The 20,643-nt window shown below is 47.4% G+C and carries 16 protein-coding genes; 9 read left to right on the forward strand and 7 right to left on the reverse strand.

Features of this window, described 5'->3' with window-relative positions; genetic code table 11:
* The coding region (locus tag BLS44_RS26855; RefSeq protein WP_218127700.1) for a hypothetical protein at positions 1 to 229 on the forward strand (229 nt) is incomplete at its 5' end.
* Positions 230 to 425: 196 nt separating this feature from the next.
* On the opposite strand, the gene BLS44_RS22850 is transcribed toward BLS44_RS26855, so the two are convergent.
* Positions 426 to 986: a UbiX family flavin prenyltransferase gene (locus tag BLS44_RS22850; protein ID WP_090392812.1), complete on the reverse strand. Its 561-nt coding sequence runs from the start codon at positions 984 to 986 to the stop codon at positions 426 to 428.
* 309 nt (positions 987 to 1,295) lie between these two features.
* Positions 1,296 to 1,634, reverse strand: a complete 339-nt coding sequence (locus BLS44_RS22855; protein WP_090392814.1) for a YbjQ family protein — start codon at positions 1,632 to 1,634, stop codon at positions 1,296 to 1,298.
* A gap of 43 nt (positions 1,635 to 1,677) precedes the next feature.
* Here BLS44_RS22855 and BLS44_RS22860 point away from each other — a divergent pair, with 43 nt between their 5' ends.
* From BLS44_RS22860 to BLS44_RS22885, 6 genes are all read left to right on the forward strand, one after another.
* Positions 1,678 to 2,196 carry a hypothetical protein gene (locus tag BLS44_RS22860; protein ID WP_090392816.1) on the forward strand — a complete coding sequence of 173 codons (519 nt, stop codon included), beginning with the start codon at positions 1,678 to 1,680 and terminating at the stop codon, positions 2,194 to 2,196.
* 468 nt (positions 2,197 to 2,664) lie between these two features.
* Positions 2,665 to 3,687, forward strand: coding sequence for a hypothetical protein (locus BLS44_RS22865; protein WP_090392818.1), 1,023 nt, complete (start codon positions 2,665 to 2,667; stop codon positions 3,685 to 3,687).
* 623 nt (positions 3,688 to 4,310) lie between these two features.
* The gene (locus BLS44_RS22870) at positions 4,311 to 5,126 is read left to right on the forward strand and encodes a hypothetical protein (RefSeq protein ID WP_090392820.1); all 816 of its coding nucleotides are present in this window, start codon (positions 4,311 to 4,313) and stop codon (positions 5,124 to 5,126) included.
* Positions 5,127 to 5,826: 700 nt separating this feature from the next.
* Complete coding sequence (locus BLS44_RS22875; RefSeq protein WP_090392822.1) at positions 5,827 to 6,642, forward strand: hypothetical protein; 816 nt, start codon at positions 5,827 to 5,829, stop codon at positions 6,640 to 6,642.
* A 959-nt stretch (positions 6,643 to 7,601) separates the two neighbouring features.
* Entirely contained in the window at positions 7,602 to 9,674 is a 2,073-nt protein-coding gene (locus BLS44_RS22880; protein ID WP_143019896.1) for an RCC1 domain-containing protein, read from the forward strand.
* Between the two features lie 418 nt (positions 9,675 to 10,092).
* Positions 10,093 to 11,733 carry a hypothetical protein gene (locus BLS44_RS22885; protein WP_090392826.1) on the forward strand — a complete coding sequence of 547 codons (1,641 nt, stop codon included), beginning with the start codon at positions 10,093 to 10,095 and terminating at the stop codon, positions 11,731 to 11,733.
* Positions 11,734 to 13,309: 1,576 nt separating this feature from the next.
* Here the strand turns inward: BLS44_RS22885 and BLS44_RS22890 are convergent.
* The gene (locus BLS44_RS22890; protein WP_090392915.1) at positions 13,310 to 14,287 is read right to left on the reverse strand and encodes a hypothetical protein; all 978 of its coding nucleotides are present in this window, start codon (positions 14,285 to 14,287) and stop codon (positions 13,310 to 13,312) included.
* A gap of 511 nt (positions 14,288 to 14,798) precedes the next feature.
* On the opposite strand from BLS44_RS22890, the gene BLS44_RS22895 reads away from it, so the two are divergent.
* A complete protein-coding gene (locus tag BLS44_RS22895) occupies positions 14,799 to 15,419 on the forward strand; it encodes a hypothetical protein (protein WP_090392828.1) in 621 nt (206 codons plus the stop codon).
* Between the two features lie 74 nt (positions 15,420 to 15,493).
* Here the strand turns inward: BLS44_RS22895 and BLS44_RS22900 are convergent, their stop codons facing one another.
* The 3 genes from BLS44_RS22900 to BLS44_RS22910 form a co-directional block, all read right to left on the reverse strand.
* The gene (locus BLS44_RS22900; protein WP_090392830.1) at positions 15,494 to 16,717 is read right to left on the reverse strand and encodes a PQQ-dependent sugar dehydrogenase; all 1,224 of its coding nucleotides are present in this window, start codon (positions 16,715 to 16,717) and stop codon (positions 15,494 to 15,496) included.
* Positions 16,718 to 16,789: 72 nt separating this feature from the next.
* On the reverse strand, positions 16,790 to 17,182 hold the full coding sequence (locus tag BLS44_RS22905; RefSeq protein ID WP_245729369.1) for a bactofilin family protein: 393 nt from the start codon (positions 17,180 to 17,182) through the stop codon (positions 16,790 to 16,792).
* Positions 17,183 to 17,225: 43 nt separating this feature from the next.
* The gene (locus tag BLS44_RS22910; protein WP_090392835.1) at positions 17,226 to 18,053 is read right to left on the reverse strand and encodes a M23 family metallopeptidase; all 828 of its coding nucleotides are present in this window, start codon (positions 18,051 to 18,053) and stop codon (positions 17,226 to 17,228) included.
* A gap of 701 nt (positions 18,054 to 18,754) precedes the next feature.
* Here BLS44_RS22910 and BLS44_RS22920 point away from each other — a divergent pair.
* Positions 18,755 to 19,150, forward strand: coding sequence for a hypothetical protein (locus tag BLS44_RS22920; RefSeq protein WP_090392839.1), 396 nt, complete (start codon positions 18,755 to 18,757; stop codon positions 19,148 to 19,150).
* Between the two features lie 78 nt (positions 19,151 to 19,228).
* On the opposite strand, the gene BLS44_RS22925 is transcribed toward BLS44_RS22920, so the two are convergent.
* Positions 19,229 to 20,488 (reverse strand): aminotransferase class I/II-fold pyridoxal phosphate-dependent enzyme, encoded by a 1,260-nt coding sequence (locus tag BLS44_RS22925; RefSeq protein ID WP_090392841.1) that lies wholly within the window; start codon positions 20,486 to 20,488, stop codon positions 19,229 to 19,231.
* Positions 20,489 to 20,643 lie beyond the last annotated feature (155 nt).

Raw genomic sequence — 20,643 nt, forward strand, 5'->3', positions numbered from 1 at the left:
AGGTCTTTTGCCAGAAACCACAAGTTTAAACGAAAAAATCGCTTTAGTCCCATGTACAAATAAAGCACAATCAGCTGCTGAAAACAGGATCCGCTTTGCCAGAAAAGCCAGAAACCTTAAGGATCAGGCTCATGGTTGTACTATGCCCATTACCTACAATAGTAGCAACCATCGCAGATGCCTGTCTCCCTGGAAGGACGATCCTGGATACAGACTTTTCTTATTTTAATAGCATTGGTGAGGACACAAACCACGGCCCACGCCACGGTCAGTGTCCTCACTGACCGAGAAAAGAAATAATTTTGATGCCGGCTTATTATTAGATGCGTTTGCCCCGGGCAGGGGCTGCTGTAGCAGCGGTAGAAAAATCTGTGCTTCCGTGCTTTGGCGGCAACAACAGGGCCTCTTTGTGGCGCTCCCCGTTTTTATTTGCCCCAGCGATAGGAGGGAATATCGAAACCTGCCAGGTCCAGCACCCGGTCTACAACGGTATCCGCAACCTCCCCGATGGTTTGGGGCTTGCTGTAATAGGAGGGTGTTGCAGGGCATACAATGCCGCCGGCAAGGGTAAGGTACTCCATGTTTTTTATATGTATCAGGCTGTAGGGGGTTTCGCGGACAACGCAGATCAGTTTACGCCGTTCTTTCAGGATCACATCTGCGGCTCTTGTGATCAGGTCATTGGAGATCCCCGAGGCGATCCGGCCCAGCACCCCCATAGAGCAGGGAATGACGATCATCGTATCAAAACGGGCACTGCCGGATGCAAAGGGCGCATTGAAATCCGCAGGGGCAAAATAGGAAAATGCAGGCTCCGGTTTAAAGAGCGTACCCGTTTCAACCTGCCAGACCTCTTTTGCATTATTGGTCACGACCACCCCAATCGCTTCCCATTGGTCTTTTATTTGTAAGAACTTGGATAGCAACCGAGAGGGATAAACAGACCCGCTTGCACCGGTAATAGCTACCACAACTTTTCTTTTCATTGATTTTTAAATTATTAGGGGTTTGGCAGGAAATAAATTGATAATAAAATGTGAAAATTTCCCACACTTCAAAATATTACTTTTGAAATATAGGAAATAGTTTATAAATTTGAGATTGAATTTTCATAGGATAAGGTTTAATGGTTAATGGTTTTTGATGAAGGTCCCCAACGTGTAACAATGTTGGGGATTTTTTTTATCCTTTTATTCAATCGGGAGTAAGACGCGTAGAGCAGTTTTACGGTTGCCTCAGCGGCGTTATTTTTTTATAAATCAAACGATTGTTTGTTCTTTTAAAACCGGGTAGTATCAGATCCCCTCAATCTTAACTGCAGTGCCGCTCGCCGTAACCATCAGCATACTTTGTCCAACGGTTTCATAATCGAGGTCTACCCCAATAACCCCATTCGCGCCCAGCTGAAGCGCATATTCCTGCATTTCCCTGATCGCCGTATTCTTGGCTTCTCTCAGCACTTCCTCATAAGAGGCAGAACGTCCCCCCACGATATCGCGGATCCCTGCAAAAAAATCCCTGACAATATTGGCGCCAATGACCGTTTCCCCGGATACAATGCCGCAGTACTCCACGATCTCGGCTCCTTTTAAGCTGATTGTTGCTGTAGTCGAAAGGATAAATTTATGGTTCATGCCAGATTTGATATTTTTGTAAACCTACAAAATTTTATGGATCATGCTGAGAATACCTGTATACACCGTTTTGCTGCTGATACTGTTCAATGCCTGTAATGGTTCCGGCGATGCCAATACACCGGGGCCGGACACAGGTCAGCCTGAACATCCGCAGCAACAGGATCCCGGGCTTCACCATACCGTTCCGGATACCGTGCCTCTTACAGGCCACCCGGAAAGCCGGCCTGTACATACGGGCGATTCTGTAATCGTCCTGCTTGTAAAGGAACAGGATACCACGCTCCTTGCCAATATCCGGAAGGATTACCAGCAGATCCATGTTCGGGTACCTGTAACCAACACCACTCAACTGGATGTAAAGCTGCAGCCGGAAGGAAAAGACCGTAATCTGCGGGTCAGCCAGATCGAAATGCCGGATGGAAAAACGGATGGTCCTTTTGGATCAACAATGGAATACACTACAAAGAAGCCGGGTATATACACACTGATTATTGCAAGAAGCAATATGGCCGATGGCCAGGTAAAAGGCCCTGTGCGCATCATTGTTGCCAAACATTGACCTGGCCCGCCGTTTTGCAGGTGCCTGATTCAAAACAGACCGACTCATCGAATAAACAGCGGTGTTCATCGAATTTCAAAACAACGCTATTATCCCTGTCATTATTTTCGTGCATAGTTTATTCAAAGCGGAATTTTAACAACCTGGTTGCAGTGGATTATCCGGAGAACAGCGTTGACCAGGTTGTGCGAATACCGGTGTATGAAAGTAGAATATATATAATATTGATGCATTTCTAGAGCGCATTCAATAAACCCGGACGATCTGTCATACACCCTACATTAAACTGCTAAGCTTTTACCCTCAACAGCCTGCCCGCGTACTATGCGTTCCTGCATGTTATCATGCAAAGGGGAGTATTATGCGTTGCTGTATTGGGTGGTATGCAGGTTATAGAAAAGGTATTTGTTTTCTCGATTTCCGAGTTAGTAAACTGATCTTAATTCTTATTCTTAAAACTGCACAACAATGAAAACTCGGTTTTTAATTTTAACTGCTATTATTTTTTCCCTTTTTTTAGGCATCAATAACAAAGCTTATGCAGATGCCTGTAGTATTTCTGGTTTGACTGTTAGTCAGGTAACCAAAAATCCTTCTGCGACCGGATGTCTAATCACAATTCCGGTAAGTTTTAACATTAGTATCAATCCTGGCAACAAGCATTTTGCATTATACTTCTATAATGGAACCGCCCCGGCTGCTACCCAATATGCCCTTGCCTGTAACCATTCGCTTCCTCCGGGAACCGTTTTTCTTGGGGCTTTGCCGTTTAACATCAATACGAGTGGCACCAATGATGTTACCATAGCTGGTACCGGTTGTCCTGTGGCGGGCGTTACCCTCGGTATCGTAACTGGGAGTAGCACTGTGACTTCCTTAGGGGGTAAAAATTATAAAGTTAGTTTAACGCTGACGATAGATGGTCCGGGTGCCTGCAATACCTATGGAGGTATTGAAGCGAATCTTTATGGGGCCAATTCTGAAAGTGCATTGCCCGGTAGTACCAACTGGCATTGCGGTGGTACTTTTTTTGCACCGGGTTCTTTACCGGTTACCTTTGAAAAAATCACTGCTGTAAGAGATAACAACCAGATCAGGGTCAACTGGACTACTGCGTCTGAAACCAATTGTAAAGAGTATGTGGTGGAAGGTTCCAGGGATAATGTAAACTGGACCGCTATCGGCAAGCTGGATTCAAAAGCCGTTAACGGTACTTCCAGTACTCCGCTGGATTACAGCCTCTCAATTGGTTTACCGGTTGCTATGGCGGCACTGGGTATGGGGGGATTATTCCTGCTGACCCTGGTACGCTCCCGTTGGGCCAGAGCGCTGGCCCTGGTAGTGATCGTGCTGGCCGCAGGAGCCTGCCTTAAAGATGGTCAGTCAGTAGATGTGGAAAAAGGCGAGGTAGGTTATATTCGGATAGCTCAGTATGATAAAGATTCTAACACACCGGCTTATTCCAAAGTAATAAAGGTGGTTAATGATTAAGGTGCAGTAAAAACCGGGATGACGGGGCTGCCTGAGAGGGCAGCCCTTTAATGAACCGGGTTGGTCTGCTTATATTTTAAAACTGTCTCCGGAGTCGTTTTATATGACTCCGGAGACAGTTTTGCTTTTTACGCATACCTGGTTTTATCCCTTCCCGGAGGGGATCCGACGATTAAACCCGGGAACTCATCGAATTTCATATAAAGCAGGGAAATAATGGGACTAAATTTGATTACCAGACAGTATTGGTACGTGAAATGAAACTGTTTAGTGAGTGGTTTTACAGGGATATCGACAGGTGATGTTTTGCCTGGTATACTAACTGTAAACTGCGTGATCCATATATACCCTATACCTTCTCAAGCCAACAGGAACATTCGTTGCGGATGTAAGCGCTTACCATGAAGATCAAACCGTATGGCTATACAGTTGCCTAATAATCGTGTATGCACCATTTACTAACCCGGTTATGGTGTGCATGGTATACAGGTATTATAGCCTCCACTCAAAACTATGGCGATACTACAGTACCGGTGTCGGGGTTTTGAACATTCCTACCCTCTTTACCCGATGTCATTCTCTGGTAACTGATCTTAATTCTTCATTCTTAAAACTGCACAACAATGAACAAACGTTTTTTCCTTATTTTAATTACCCTGTTTACTATTGTAGGGATGGGTAATGCACAAAACTGCATCACGGTAACCAGTGCTACGGTAACCAACCCAAGTAATGATCATACAACCTGGGATCTGAATATTATATACACTGCCGATGGTACAAAATCATTGGAGATACAGGTGTTTTGTGGTAATGACCCTACGCCCGTATTTACAGATTGTCTGGAAACCAACGGGGATGGCTCTAAAACATATCCTGCGGCGGTTATTTGTGCCAATGGATCGGCAAATATAAGCGCTAAATTTACTCCGCATACCGGAAATTGCAAAGCCGCGGCTTGTGGCCCGACGCAAATATTTCCTTCAGGATCTCTTCCGGTTACCTTTGAAAAAATCACTGCTGTAAGAGATAATAACCAGATCAAAATCAACTGGACTACTGCCTCTGAAACCAACTGTAAAGAGTATGTAGTAGAAGGTTCCAGGGATAATGTAAACTGGACCGCTATCGGCAAGCTGGATTCAAAAGCCGTTAACGGTACTTCCAGTACTCCGCTGGATTACAGCCTCTCAATTGGTTTACCGGTTGCGATGGCAGCCCTGGGCATGGGGGGATTATTCCTGCTGACCCTGGTACGCTCCCGTTGGGCCAGAGCGCTGGTCCTGGTAGTGATCGTGCTGGCTGCAGGGGCCTGTCTAAAAGATGGCCAGACAGTAGATGTGGAAAAAGGAGCTGTGGGCTACGTCCGCATTGCGCAATATGATAAGGATTCCAATACACCGCATTATTCCAAAGTCATAAAGGTCGTTAATGATTAAGGTGCAGTAAAAACCGGGATGACGGGGCTGTCTGCAAGGGCAGCCCTTTAATGAGCCCGGTTTGCCTGCCGCTTACGGATCTTAAAGGCGCCCCGGGAGTTGTTTCGCACGGCTTCAGGGGCGCTTTTGTTTTTTGCATATCCCGGTTTCATCGCTTATAAAAAGGGATCCGGCGAATAAAATGGGGTGTTCGGCCAATTTCATACAGCAGCGGTACCTGTGGGACCCAATTTGATCACCATGCAGTACTTGCACGAAAGATGAAACTGTTTAATGAGTGGTTTTACAGATCTGTGCCCCTGTAGCCGGCGTTTATTGAAAAGCAATATATCCATAGATGATACCCGGTTTCAGGTATTTATTATTTTTTAATGTATAGTAGCTTTGTATCCGATACTGACTGTAAGAATGGCCGGCTCTGTTCCCACTTATTCCCTTCCAAACCAATAGAAGCATCCGTTGCGGATGCAATCGCTTACTGTGAAGATCAGGTCGTATAGCTATACTGGTTGTTATGATCGCGCATCCACTATTTACTACCCGGTTATAGTGTGTATGGTGCAAATACCAGGGCTTCCACTCAAAACTATTGCGATACCTCATTATACGTATCCGGATTTTTGAACATTTCTTCCCCTCTTTACCAATGTCATTCATTGGTTAACTGATTTTATTTCTTAATTCTTAAAACTGCACAAAGATGAAAACGCGTTTTTCTTTATTTATTCTTGGATTGTTTATCGTATTTACGGGAAGCGCCCAGGATAACTGCGCCGTTGTTACCGGTGTCGATTTTGTTTCTACAGGTACTTCGAATCAGTATTATATTGATGTACATTATACGAGTCCGCAGAACCAGCGGGCGCTTGGGGTAGAAGTTTTTTGCGGCACTACTTCGTTGGGAACAGAATGCATTGACGGGATTGTTCAAAACGCCAGCGAAACGATCAAAAGATTGGCTCTTATCGCTAATTGCACTACTAATTTAAAGGTAGTGATCACAAGGTATAAAAGCGAACATTGCGGAACGGGTGCCATTTGCGGAACCGGGACGTTTACACCAGGCTCTCTGCCGGTTACTTTTGAAAAGATCACTGCTATAAAGGGCGACAACCAGATCCGGATCAACTGGAAAACGGCTTCTGAAAATAATTCCAAAGAGTTTGTGGTAGAAGGCTCCAGGGATAATGTAAACTGGACTGTTATCGGAAAGCTGGATTCAAAAGCTGTTGATGGTACTTCCAGCGAGCCGCTGGATTATAGCCTCTCAATTGGTTTGCCGGTTGCGATGGCCGCCCTGGGTATGGGGGGGGTATTCCTGCTGACCCTGGTACGCTCCCGTTGGGCAAGAGCGCTGGCCCTGGTAGTGATCGTGCTGGCTGCGGGTGCCTGTCTAAAGGATGGTCAGGCTGTAGATGTGGAAAAAGGAGCTGTGGGCTATGTCCGCATTGCGCAATATGATAAGGATTCCAATACACCGCATTATTCCAAAGTCATAAAGGTCGTTAATGATTAAGGTGCAGTAAAAACCGGGATGACGGGGGCTGTCTGCAAGGGCAGCCCTTTAATGCATCCGGTTTGTCTGCTTTAAATTGCCGGAACTGTCTTAAGCGTTGTTCCATGCAGCGTTTGAGACCGTTTCTTTGTTCTCCGGGGGGCGTTCGTGTTATGTTATATGATCCGTTGCTACGGCAGCCGGCGTTGCTGATCTTTTGCAGTGCCGGTCAGCAAAGATGGCTTTCTACATTTTGAAACTTCGGGATCTTTCCTGTTTTTTTACATTGAATATTGCTCATTCAATATTTTACATTTCCGGAAGGGGACAGGTATTCTTTCCGCTTCAACAACACGCTTACCGGGTCATCATTCGTTTCCATCGAATAATAACAGTAACTCATCGAATTGTTGGAGCATGTATCACATCTCTTTTTACTTTAGCGTTGTAATTGATGCCGCGCAATAAATAGTACAGCGCTTTGTACTCGGAAGATGGAATGCAAAACATCCCGGGTGGCGTTTTTAAAAGTAGCAATTACAGGTGTATGGCCATTACATCGGCTTATGCAGGTGATGATAAAAATGATTTTTTATGATGACACCATAAGCGGTCGATTGACATCCCTCTAAACAAACCGGCGACCCTCTGAGGATCGCATGATACTATGAACAGGATCTTTACCCGGATCCTGCACGAGTGATACCGTACCCAGGCCATTAGCGGTTAAAGGCAATGGCACTTTATGAAAACTTGATCGCCTTTAGCAAAAGGACAGTTGCTGTTTGTATACATGCGGCGTTGCCAGCGGATACCTGGTTTTGCCGGGTGATACCAACAGGACAAACTGGTTTTTTAACAAATGTTGAAAAGCCGGTAGTGGGATTATTATGGGCCAGGCAAATGCAGGATCGTGTTCCTGTGCTTCCTGCCCGGAACGGTTTAAATCTTATATTCTTTAAAACAAACTGAAATTGAAAATGACACAAAGAAAAATGACAACTGCAGCACTTTCCGTGCTTTTCTGCATGATGCTTTTGGGCTTCTCCCGCTCTGCCGTACAGGCCCAATGTACTGACTGCGGCAACTCCTACCTGAATGTGGATCCCTCAAATCTGGATAGGATGGAGTATGACAATATCGTAAGTACCTTTCACAGTACGATGGCGCGCCAGGCCGATGGCCGGGTGCTGGTTTGGGGTGAGGATACCAGGTCGGATGGGGTTAGCAGCAACCTGACCCCCGCAGAGCTGAATAGCTCCAACTATCCCGGGCTTCAGGGCACAGTCCTGAAGTTTACCGGGGGCAGCAATGCCGGGTCTACGAACGGGCACCAGGCACAGTTTGCCGTGCTGACCACGCAAGGGCTCTATGTTTGGGGAGCACCCGACAAGCTGATCACCAGCAGCCTCAAAAATAATACAACCTTTGGCCGGGTATTTACCGCGGCCCAGCTCCCCGTGGCGCCGGACCAGGTTAGAATGCTGTTTGGTACCTACCAGACGCTGGCCCTGGTTACCTGTAGCGATGACGTATGGGTTTTGTCAATAAACGGAAATATGCGGGGGAATGGAAATAATGGTAACGCAAGCACCTGGGCCCGGGTAACGGAAAATGGATCCGGTAACCCCGTGCTTGGTAATGTAATGGCCGTAAGGGGCGCCCCCGGTGGCCTGATGGCTTTGAAGAAGGATGGCACCGTATGGACCTGGGGCGATAAGGTTTATCTTGCTGATGGAACTAGTGTGAATGATCGCAGCCGGGCAAGGCAGATGACGCTGACAAAGCCGCAGGGGGGTGGCAATATTGTACCTAAAATGATCGGTATGACCGGCACCCGGAGCCGCAGCAGCCACTATATCCTTGGTACCGATAACGTTGTTTATAGCCTGGGTAATAATGAACGGAGACAGCTGGGAGATCGCACCACAGATGAGCAGGAGAACTGGGTCCGGGTAAAATCGGGAAGTAATACGTACCTGGATAATGTTGCCTGGATCAGCCCCAACGAGCATGATAACTACGGGAACTCCTCGGTAAATGCGCTCACCACTGCAACCAGCGCCAATGTATGGGCCTGGGGTAATAACGAGCGGAACATGCTTGGGGTTAGCAGCGGCAGCAACATTAATCCAACCAACAACATAAGCGGTTTGGGTAGCAGTAAAATAATGGCAGTAGAAACGGGGGGGCATACCTCCATGGTGGTAAAACAATGCAGCGGCCTTTTTGGCTATGTGGGCCACCGGATCTACGGAAGTATGGCGAATGGCAGCAATGCAGATGATGATGTGTCTTCTTACAGCTTCTCCACTTCGGCCATGGATATCTGCGGCGCCAGCACGGGAGCTACCACGCTGTTCCCGCCCCAGGGTACCGTACATATAGGCGATGTGATCCAGCTGGTGTTTACACCTGCCAATGTTCAGGCCGCTAACGGGGTATTTACGGTAGAAGGCGACGCTACCATTACACAGGGCGGCGTGCTTACCATTACAGGAAAAAGTACCGGCATTAAAGTAACGTATACTGCTAACGGCAATTGTGGCCGTACCTCTGCCGAGATCGTTATTGACCCCAAGGACATTTTCCTGCCGGCTACTTTCGATAAAGTAAGTGCGGCCATCAGGGGCGGGCAGCTGTATGTAGATTTTACCACCCTTACGGAGCAAAATAATAGTCACTTTGAAATAGAAGCGTCCAATGACGGTAAGAATTTCGTAAAGATCGGGGAAGTGAAGAGCAACGCGGCAGACGGGTATTCCAATACACCGCTGAGCTATACCTTTAGCATCGGGCAGGGCGCTGCCACGGGCTTGCTGGGGCTGTCTGTTGCCGTGCTGGGGTTTGCAGCATTGCTGGTGAAACGCCGGAACAAATGGATGCTGATGCTGGCAATAGTACTGGGCGCCGGTATCTTTGGCGTTTCTTCCTGTACCAAACAGGAGGCCACATCCATTGATACCAACAGTAAGCTGTTCATCCGCATCAAACAGGTAGATAAGGACGGCGGGCACAGCGAGAGCAAGGTGGTACTGGCCGTTCAGGAATAGAACGAATATTCAAGAGTTTTTAGTATCAGTTTTGGAATTAAGAACCACCCCCTGGTAATTCTTTACCAGGGGTTTTTTTTATGGAGCGCGCTCCCCGTAAAAATACCCTGATTGAGGTATGTAGGAAATGTTGCAGATGTTGTAGGTTTGTATCCTCTTATAAGGGCTCGCAATATACCCTCCAAACAAAATAAGCATCCGCTCCGGATGCGTGGCTGCTGTGAAAGAATACCTGCAATAACAATGTTTTTGTTGTTACGCCCATTCCTGGTTATGCGGTCGCTGGCCAGGCTGCAAGTCTTCCCAAACCATTACCGCTTCTGGTAATCTTTTAATGGTATCCCCTTTACCCGCCTCTTTATCGAACGTATCCTACTGGCAACTTATATGATTATTTAACACTTAAAACTGCACAACGATGAAAACTCGGTTTTTGATTTTGGCACTATCTTTTATCCTTTCCGGAACGGTGGATACCTTGTGGGGGCAAACGGTTAGCCCTTCACCCAACACGCTTACCCAGCCGGTAGGAAGTAATACCGTTTCGACGGAACTGACCCGGTCCAGTTTTGGCGGGCTTAGTTTGGATGATTATAGCTGGTCCGTAACCCCTTCCACCGGCGCCAGCATCAGCGGGGGCGGCTTTTTTGACAATACGGCCACGCTTACTTTTAATCAGAACGCGGCAGCGGCGCCCGGCGGCACTCTTTATACCATTAAGGTTACCAGAAACGGGCAATCGGCTTCTACTACGGTAACCCTTTACCCATCTGATTTTTGGGCTGCGTTTAATGATGGTGATGATACGCACGAGGTACACGCGTTCTCTATTTCCGGGGGTGTTTATTCAGCAGGTCCAACAACGATCTTTAGCCCAGGTAGGAGTTTTGCGGCCTTAGGCCGGGGGCCTTATCCTTCCATACCAACAGGATATTTTTACTGGATCCCCAATAACGGCGATAACGGCGTTTTTTCTATGTATGCCCGCAATGGCAATGGAAGCGGCCCGGGGCAAACGATTGTCAATAATTATGATGTAAATGGTGGTGGTGATAATAGCGACCTGGGGTTTGTACGCCTGGGGGTAGATAAGAACGGCGTAAGCTGGATCGTGGCTTCTGACGGTTCTAAGGTATACCTCGTCCGCGTTGCTACCGATACAAACCCGTTCAGTACGGCGCCTGTTACCGTTGTGGATAACAATGTTACCCTGGTGGGAGGTACGGTTGCAACATTCCAGAACGGGGATGTATGCCTGGATGGGAATGGCAAATTATATATACTGGTCAATGATGGCAGCGGCAGCACCCAGATCTTTACCGGAGTACCCAACGGTGCAAGCACAACATTTACAAAACAATGGAATGTCCTGGATGCAAATGGAAACGCTTTTAGCGGAAGTGTAAACGGGAACTGCTTTGATGCGCTTGGTGGAATGTATCTTTCTGCTGATGGTAATGGAACCAACAGCAACCCCAAGGATGGGATCTATTATCTTGACCCCTCAACCATTGCCAACAGTCCGGCAGGCTCCACCATCCGGGCAAAACTGGTACATGTGGCATCAGGATATGCAGATCTGGGCACCAATATATGGCCCAACAGTACCCCGATGCCGGTAACCTGGGGTAATATAACCGCAAACAGACAGAACGGGCAGTTGGTGGTGAACTGGCAAACGGCCACAGAAAACAATTGTAAAGAATATGTGGTGGAGGGCTCCAGGGATAACCTGAACTGGACTGTAATAGGCAAACTGGATTCGAAGGCGGTTAACGGTAATTCCAGTACACCGCTGGATTACAGCCTGTCTATAAGTTTGCCGGTGGCAATGGCAGCACTGGGCATCGGCGGCTTATTCCTGCTCACGTTGGTACGCTCGCGGCGGGCAAGGGTACTGGCCGTGGTAGTGATCGTATTGGCCGTGGGCGCCTGTGTTAAAGATGGCCAGGCCGTGGATGTGGAAAAAGGCGAAGTAGGCTATATCCGCATTGCACAGTATGATAAAGATTCCAATACTCCGCATTATTCCAAAGTAATAAAGGTCGTTAATGATTAAGGTGCAGTAAAACCGGGATAACGGGGCTGTCTGAGAGGGCAGCCCTTTAATGAGCCTGGTTTGGCTGCTCAAAATTTCTGAAAGTGCCCCGGGAGTTGTTTTGTACAACTCTTTGGACACTTTCTTTGTTTGGGGATGAATGGGGATCAAAATAAAGAAAGTGTTTCTGGTCTACTGTTTAAAGTTTGATGTCAGATCTGTTTTACGCTTAGTGTAATGTCCCGCTCCGGTAACTATCGTATGCGCGTCAGGATAAAAAGCAGGTCTATTGCCATAAAATGTAGCATGAATAAGCCTTTGGAAGCTAAAACGACCTGATCTTTTCATAGCAGGCGCAGCGCGCCGTAAATGATGGTAACAAGAACTCCCAGGGACTTACCCGTAGCCGCAGCGCGGCGGGAATCTTTTTGGGGGAGACTTATATTACCGGTGCGCTGCACCTCCATTCCATCTCCTGTTCGTTGCTAATAAGCGCAACGCTGCGCTGCAGCTTTTGCCTTTAACCACTAAATTCCTAAAATTAACCTGACGCGCATGCGAATGTCCGGGATTCGGGAGAACACCAAACACGCACACGGCTCTAATGTTAAACCTCAAACAAAAGAGTGATCTGTGAGAAGTAAAATACGGCTCTGACGTGAAACTTTGAACTTTAAACGGGAAACCTCAAACATCCTCCGGACCCCGATGACGATCGCATGCGCGTCAGGATAAAAAACAGGTCTATTACCATAAAATGTAGTATGAATAAGCCTTTGGAGGCCAAAAAAGACCTGATCTTTTCATAGCAGGCGCAGCGCGCCGCAAATAATGGTAACAAGCACTTCCAGGGACTTACCCGTAGCCGCAACGCGGCGGGAATCTTTTCGGGGGAGACTTATATTACCTGTGCGCTGCACCTCCATTCCATCTCCTGTTCGTTGCTAATAAGCGCAACGCTGCGCTGCAGCTTTGGCCTTTAACCACTATTCCTAAAATTAACCTGACGCGCATGCGGGCGTCCGGGAGAACACCAAACACGCACACGGCTCTAATGTCAAACCTCAAACAAAAGAGTGATCTGTGAGAAGTAAAATACGGATCAAACGTGAAACTTTGAACTTTAAAGGGGAAACCTCAAACATCCTCCGAACCCCGATGGCTATCGGGAGCGTGTCAGGATAAAAAACAGGTCTATTGCCATAAAATGTAGTATGAATAAGCCTTTGGCGGCCGAAAGGGACCGGATCTTTTGATAGCAGGCGCAGCGCGCCGCAAATAATGGTAACCAGAACTCCCAGGGACTTACCCGTAGCCGCAGCGCGGCGGGGATATATTGGGAAAGCTTATATTACCGGTGCGCTGCACCTCTGTTCCATCTCCTGTTCGTTGCTGATAAAAGCAACGCTGCGCCGCAGCTTTGGCCTTTAACCTCTATTCCTAAAATTAACCCGATGCGCATGCGGTAACTATCGGGACTCAAAACCGAATGCTAAAAGCTGATCGCGCTGATCGGCAAAGAAAGTGTTTCTGGTTTAACATTAGATTCCGTTTTTATGCTGACGTCCTGTCTCCATTCTCACATTCCCCATGCTCTCTACATAAACAAGGCCAACTGTGTTATTTCCGGTTCGGGTTGCTTTTTCTGCTTTTTACCTTCTACGGTTTCTACCGGCTTGTCATTTTCAAAATAATGGTTTACACGGTTGATGATCATACCGGTGATCCGTTCCGTACCCTCGTTGTTCATCTTTTTTTGCAGGGTCAGCTGACAGTTGATGGAAGTGCCGTTCCTGAATTGAACTTTTCCCGTCTGTACCAGCTTTTTAAACTCCTTCGATTGCATGATAAAGGAACGGGGCTTGCCCTGGTACATACCGGTCCATTTATAACTGCTTTTTTTCAGTACCGGCGAAATGATCTCAATGTCAATATCGTCTGCTTCCTCGGGTTCCAGTACGTTGGTGGTGAGTATGAAGGTGTCAAAGTGCTGCCGCAACAAATTTTTCTCCTGGGTTACGGTTGTCTTTAGTTCATTCAAAGCAGTAAAGCGCACCTGGCGGATCCGGGGGTAACGATTGAGCAGCTCAAAGAAATTTGACCTCCGCTTTTTGATGATATTGCTGGCATCCAGGTTTTCGCAGCTGGAGATCATTTGCAGCCTTAATTTTTCAACCTGCAGCTGCATCCTTTTATTGTCGATATTGCTGAATTCAGGGGTCTCCTGCAATTGTTCGATCAGTTTCCGGGCCTCACTGCCGGCTGATGCGGCCAGCGGGGCTGCTATAACGGCTGTCAGCGCCGTAGTTGCAATGGTAATAGCCGCCGCTGCGGCTTTATGCTCCTTCTTTAAAGCTATTTTAAAGCGCCGCCTGAACCCTTCTTCTGCCAGTGGGGCTGTTTCGATGGTAATGCGGAGCCGCAGGCGGGATGCTACTTCCCTTATCAATGCCAACAGTTCATATTCGCACTTGTTCTGGACCAGGGCATCCATCGAATGGGTGTCTTCTTCAAAAAAATATTGTACTTCGATACAGTTACTCCCGGTATCCAGTGCTTCTTTATTTGTGTTCATTGCTTCTTCTGCTTTTCTTCGCGGGCTGCGAAAGTAGCGTTTTTTTTCCCGGACAGCAAGGTTCGTCCGGGTAAACGCATCTGAATTGGACAAAATGAGCGGACTCCGGAACATTATCTGGTACGGTAAAGCGCCCCGTTTTTATAACAACGAATTGGAGAGGAGCTCCCGGCTCCTGCAGGAGCAGTGCAAAATGGTGAGGACTTCCGTAATAAACAGGACCCCCGCGCCCCGCAGCTTCAGATCTTCTTTCCCCTAAAACCGATTGCTTCCGGTGCCTGGTTTTGTCGCTCAAAAAAAAGGACAAAAAAAATACAGCGTCCGCTTTATCTACCCCTGGTGCCGCGATATTTAAAACAGACTGATAGGTAATTGATTACGCATAGCCATTACAGGTAGTAAAAAGAGGGGCTTGGGTTCAGTAGTGTTAAAAATTTACTAATATGTTAATTGCTGACGCAAAAGGCTTTTTGTGATTGTAGCTTAGAGAAAGCTAAAACTCTAAAACCATATGTTAACGCAATCCCTTCACCAGTTGGTTACGCCCTCGCAATGCGATGCAGCTTTAAAACAGGCGTATAAACAGCAGAAGACCCTCCAATGGAAGAAAATGGGGCTTGAATTGAAAATGGAGAACCACCTGGATGACCTGGCTGTAATAGAAGCGGCACTCTGTCAAAACAGGATGGACCTTATGATGGTCTGCAAGAACATAAGCGGGATTCCGGAGGCTCCGTCTGCTACCCGGAAAAAATGGGAAGCATCCCGTACCCGGTTAGGATACCGGATCAATATGCTGGAGTATCGGAAAGGAAAGCTGCAACCGGAGCAGTTGCTGAAAAGCGAGCTGCTTTTGCAGTGCATAGAGGCCAGCCTGGAGCAACTAGCGCTGGCGATACTGGAGTTGGAGACGCATAAAGCCCGGTTGCTGAAAGCTGCGGCAGCCGGGGCCCCTCCTGCAATGACGGGCGCCGGAAATCTGGCGGCAGCGGTCATTGTTCCGGTCTTAAAAGTACCGGTAATGGAAAAACAGGCAGCCTCGCATATTCAGAAAAGCAGCCCGGTGGCCGGAATAGCAGACCCTAAACATCCGGCGCCGGGTACGCCTGCAAATAAGGGGCCTTCCAATTAATGCGTCAGGCGGCGCCCTTATCCAGCCTGTCTCAGGGGTATAAAAGGGCTGATGTGCGTAATTGGGGGCGGTTGTTACCTGCCGACCCTGTAAATGGAACCTTTATCGGTAATGGCGTACAGCTTGCCGTTCAGGTAGGCCAGGTCCCGGAAACGTTCCTGTTGATCGGTCAGCAGCCGCTCTTCACCTATGACCTTATTGTTCCTGATGATAAGACGGTCAATATGCTGGCCGCTCAATGCGGCAACAAACAAATTATTTTTCCATTCCGGGATGGCATTGCCCTTATAAAAGCAGATACCGCTGGGGGAGATCACCGGATCCCAATAATAAGCGGGTTGTTCCATACCTTTCTTTTGCTGCAGGGCATCTCCTACTTTTGAACCATTGTATTCGATCCCGTAGGTGATCACCGGCCAGCCATAGTTTTTTCCCGCCCGCACAATATTGATCTCATCACCGCCCCTGGGGCCAAATTCAGCTTCCCACAATTCTCCTGTAACAGGGTTAATGTCCAGCCCTTGCGGATTACGGTGCCCGTAGCTGTAGATTTCAGGCATTACTCCCTTTTTATTCAGGAAGGGGTTGCCGGCTGCGGGTTTGCCGCTGGTGGTGATCCTGAATACCTTTCCAAGTCCGGAATGCAGCAGCTGGGCCTGGGCACGGCCCTCCGGTATGGACCGTTCGCCTACAGAAACCAGCAGGTTACCGGCCCTGTCGAAAACGATCCGGGATCCGAAGTGTACGTTACCGTTTAATGCCGGGGTTGCCCGGAAGATCACCGAAACGTTTTCTACCCTGCCAGCGGCTTCATTCAGACTGCCTTTGGCCACCGCGGTTAAGTTCCCTGATGCCTGCTTTTCTGAAAAGCTCCAGTAGATCATTTTGTTCCGCGTATAATTGGGATCAAATGCCACATCAAGCAAACCGCCCTGGCCTACCAGGTCGGTGGCAGGGAAGCCCGTGATTTTTTTTACCAGTGTTCCGTTCTGGTCGCGTATTTCCATATGCCCGGATTTTACGGTAACCATCAGCCGGCCATCGGGCATTGCAACGATGGCGAAGGGGGCGCTTATTTTTTCGGCAATTTTCTCGACCCGGTAATGGGTAGCCGTCTTTGCTCCCTGCACACGGGTTTGCCCACGGTATGCGGGGCTGTAGTTACTGTTGGGGGCTTTTTTTTCAACAGCTGGCAGCGTGTCAATAGTGCTGCCGTTGGCTGAAAGGGTAGCGGCTTTGCCGGCTGAACCGGTTAATAGAAGCATCATCGAAAAGAGAATCCGGGTTCTGGTATGCATAAAATCGTTGTTGTTAAAAATGAGCGCTAAAATTAGGCGCGTTTAAGCAAAGAGCAAACATATCGGGGTATTTTATTTTTGCAGCAGTAATGCGCCTTCCGCTGTTTTTTTGGATTTGGGCGCTTCTTTATGCTGCAGCTCCTGATCCGGCATTTTAAGCGTTCCGTTGTACTTGCCGCCCAGCTCCACTTCAAAGGCGCCTACTTCAATGTCGCCGTCAATCAGCCCGGTACTTTTGATGTAGAGGAAACGGCAGCTTATATTCCCGTGTAATTTCCCGTGCACTACAATAATATTGCTTTTTACGGAGCCGGTAATTTCAGCTTTTTCTCCAAGAATGATCCCTTCTTTCAGCTCGATATTGCCTTCGATCTTTCCATCGATCCGGATGGCTCCTTCACCTGAAATATTCCCTTTGATAAGCATTCCTTCATCAATTACCGTATTGATGGTAATGTGATCCAAATTTGTTTTTTTGTCCCTTGTACTGTTTTTGTTAAACATGGCATTATAGTTTTGTAAAGCGGGAGGGGTCTGTTCTTACACCGTTGATCAGGACCTCATAGTGAAGGTGAGGTCCCGTACTTCTGCCTGTACTGCCTACCTCGCCGATCTTCTCTCCGGATTTTATCTTTTGATGCTGGGTTACGTTGATTTTTGACAGGTGTCCGTAAAGGGTCTGGAACCCGTTTTGGTGTTGCACGATCACACAGTTACCATAGCCCCCTTTTGTACCGGCAAAAGCAACGACCCCGTCTGCGGTTGTTTTAACGGTTTCTCCAATTGCTCCCCGGAAGTCAAGCCCGCTGTGACTTTCGACGGAGCCGCTTCCAAAAGGATTATAGCGGTGTCCGAACCCGGAGGTCTGGTCGCCGGGGTGGGGCCGTCCTATGGGGGTATGACGAATGACATCCTCGGCCTTCCCCAGTTCGGTTTCATAAAAGGCCGCTACTTCATTGATATCGGTAATATCGAAGGTCTCGGGCCCGCCTGCATTTTCCAGTGCCAGTTTTGATAAGCCTCTTTCTGTAAGCAGCTGGTTGATCTGTTGCATATGCCGATCGATCGATTTAAAGGAGGCTTTCACCTTGTCAACGTCGATCTCGTTTTTAATGCGGTTGGCATGCTCCAGCCGGTTTTTGTATACAAGGGAATAAAAACTGCTTGTTTTTTTGAAGATCAGAAAACAAAGTGATGCGCATAATACAATGATCAGGGCCAGGGTGACTGCCAGGTATTTCCTCCATGATACCAGCAGGGTCGTGGGGACCCGGATCGCTTTTTTTTCTTTGCCGGAATTATTAATAAACAGTACGGAGGTTTTATGTTTGAGCATGGCTGAATACGTTTCGGCGCCGTAAGATACAGCAAATCTATTGTATGATAAAAAAACAATCTATAAAGATCAGGGCAATGCAGCTGTATATGGTGAAGTGTAATTTCATTATGGAATGGAATAGTTCATAGTCAATAGTTCATAGTCCATAGTCCATGGTCAATTGTCCATGGACTATGGTTCTCACATCAGGCAGCGAATTACCCGGTCGGGATATGCATTTCCCTGCGTTCACATTTCCTGATTTCCGCCTTGGCGGCCGTAAATTCCCGTTGCCGGTTACCGGTTGGATATCATGGTAGTCTTTTTTGTAGTGTATTGATTGTTATGTAATTATGTTTGTTTTGAGACTGCTAAGCACCCTGAGATGCGTTAAATGTTGGTTTTATGCGGGATTTTGCAGGCCGTAACTTTGTGCTATCAATTTAAAAGCGGTGCATTACAAAGCACCCGATTGAGCTCAACCAGGATTTGCTTGTCTCGCTTTGTTTGCCGCCCGGCGATGTGGACCATTGGATAAAGAAATTGTGAACAATAAACAAAAGGAGACATAAAAATGAAAGTTTTATTAACCAGGGCTGCGGATGCGGCGTACAAGTTGGGTGTGTTGTTTTCCAACACCATTACTACAAAGAATATCTATATCCGTTAAGATATTCATTCAAACAAAAATTTAATTAAGAATCATAAAATCAATTACCATGAAATCAAGCGTATTATCCTTCCTTATTGCAGCTGTTGTTGCTACAACTGTTTCTGCTACTCCTGCTATTGCAAATGACAATGCTGAAAAGCCTGTAGAGCTGGAATACATCAAATCTGCTAAAACAGAACTGCCGATTTACCAGCTGCGTTTAAACAACCTGACCAAGGGAACCTATGCGGTTGCGATCAAAGATGAAACCGGTGATGTGTTATACAATGAAACCCTTTCCGGTTCTAAGATCGTACGCAACTATCAGTTTGATACAGCATTGCCGGCAAGTGTAAAACTGACCTTTGAAGTAAGTAATGTTAAAAACAATAGCGTTAAAGTATATAGCGTGAGCAAAAGCTCTAAGACTGTTGAAGTTGTTATTGTACATGAAGTGAAATAATTCCTTCAATATAAGATCAAAGAAAGAGGCCGTCATCGACGGCCTCTTTCTTTTGCACAATGCTGGTAAAGTAATTCTTTAGGACCGTTCCGCCATATCCGGAATGGCATTTGTTTTATAGGCTCCTGCATCCAGTTTTTCCTTTACGGCAGAAAAAGCGGTTAAAGTAGCCTCAATGTCGGCATCGGTATGACTGGCGGTAGGAATTAAACGGTAAATGATATGTCCTTTGGGAATAACCGGGTATACTACGATAGAGCAGAAGATGCGGTAATTTTCCCTCAGGTCCATTACCATGGCCGTAGCTTCCTCAACGCCTCCTTTCATGTAGATGGGGGTTACCACCGAGTCGGTAGTGCCAATATCAAATCCCCGTTCTTTTAAGCCGGCCTGTAATTTTGTTGCAACATCCCAAAGTTTTTGTTTTAGCTCGGGCCGTGTGCGCAGGAGTTCCAGTCGTTTCAGGTTACCAACCACAAGCGGCATCGGCAGGCTTTTGGCAAAGATCTGGCTGCGGATGTTGTAACGGATATAATCGATGATCTTACGGTCGCCGGCCACAAAGGCACCGATCGACGCCATCGACTTGGCAAATGTGGAGAAATAGATATCGATCTGATCCTGCACCCCCTGTTCTTCTCCCGCCCCGGCGCCGGTTTTGCCCAGTGTACCAAATCCATGGGCATCATCCACCAGTAAGCGGAAGCTGTACTTGTTTTTTAAAGCCGTAATCTCTTTCAGTTTGCCCTGGTCTCCGGCCATACCAAAAACGCCCTCGGTAATTACCAGGATGCCGCCGGATTTTTGTTTTTCAACCAGTGCAGTGGCGCGCTCCATTTGCTTTTCAAAATCTTCAATATTGTTGTGTTTGAACACAAAGCGGTGGCCCGGGTGTAACCGGAGCCCGTCGATGATGCAGGCGTGGCTTTCGGCGTCATAAACGATCACATCATGACGGCTGCAAAGCACATCAATAATGCTGACCATACCCTGGTATCCGAAGTTCAGTAAAACAGTATCTTCCTTGCTTACGAAGGCCGCCAGTTCTGCTTCCAGTTGTTCATGCAGGTTGGAGTTACCGCTCATCATCCGGGCGCCCATGGGCAATGCAAGACCATATTGAGCGGCACCTTCAGCGTCAGCTTTTCTTATTTCAGGATGATTCGCCAATCCCAGGTAATTATTCAGGCTCCAAACGATCACGTCATTCCCCCGGAACTTCATCGTGCTGCCGATGGCTCCTTCAAGTTTAGGAAATGCAAAATAACCGTGGGCTCTTTCCCGGTGTTGACCAATGGGTCCGTAATTTTTTAATAGCCGCTCAAAAATGTCTGCCATATAATGATTCGATTTTTAAATAAAATAATGCGCAAATATACGATAGTTGACGCTTTTGTGAGGAGGCTGCTGAAATACAATGATCAGGAATGCCTCAGTGGCTGCAAATGCCACAGAAACTCAGAAGCACTGAATTTTATGTTCTAACAGTAGCG

The sequence above is a fragment of the Niabella drilacis genome (genome assembly GCF_900101395.1).
Classification (GTDB): Bacteria; Bacteroidota; Bacteroidia; order Chitinophagales; family Chitinophagaceae; genus Niabella; species Niabella drilacis.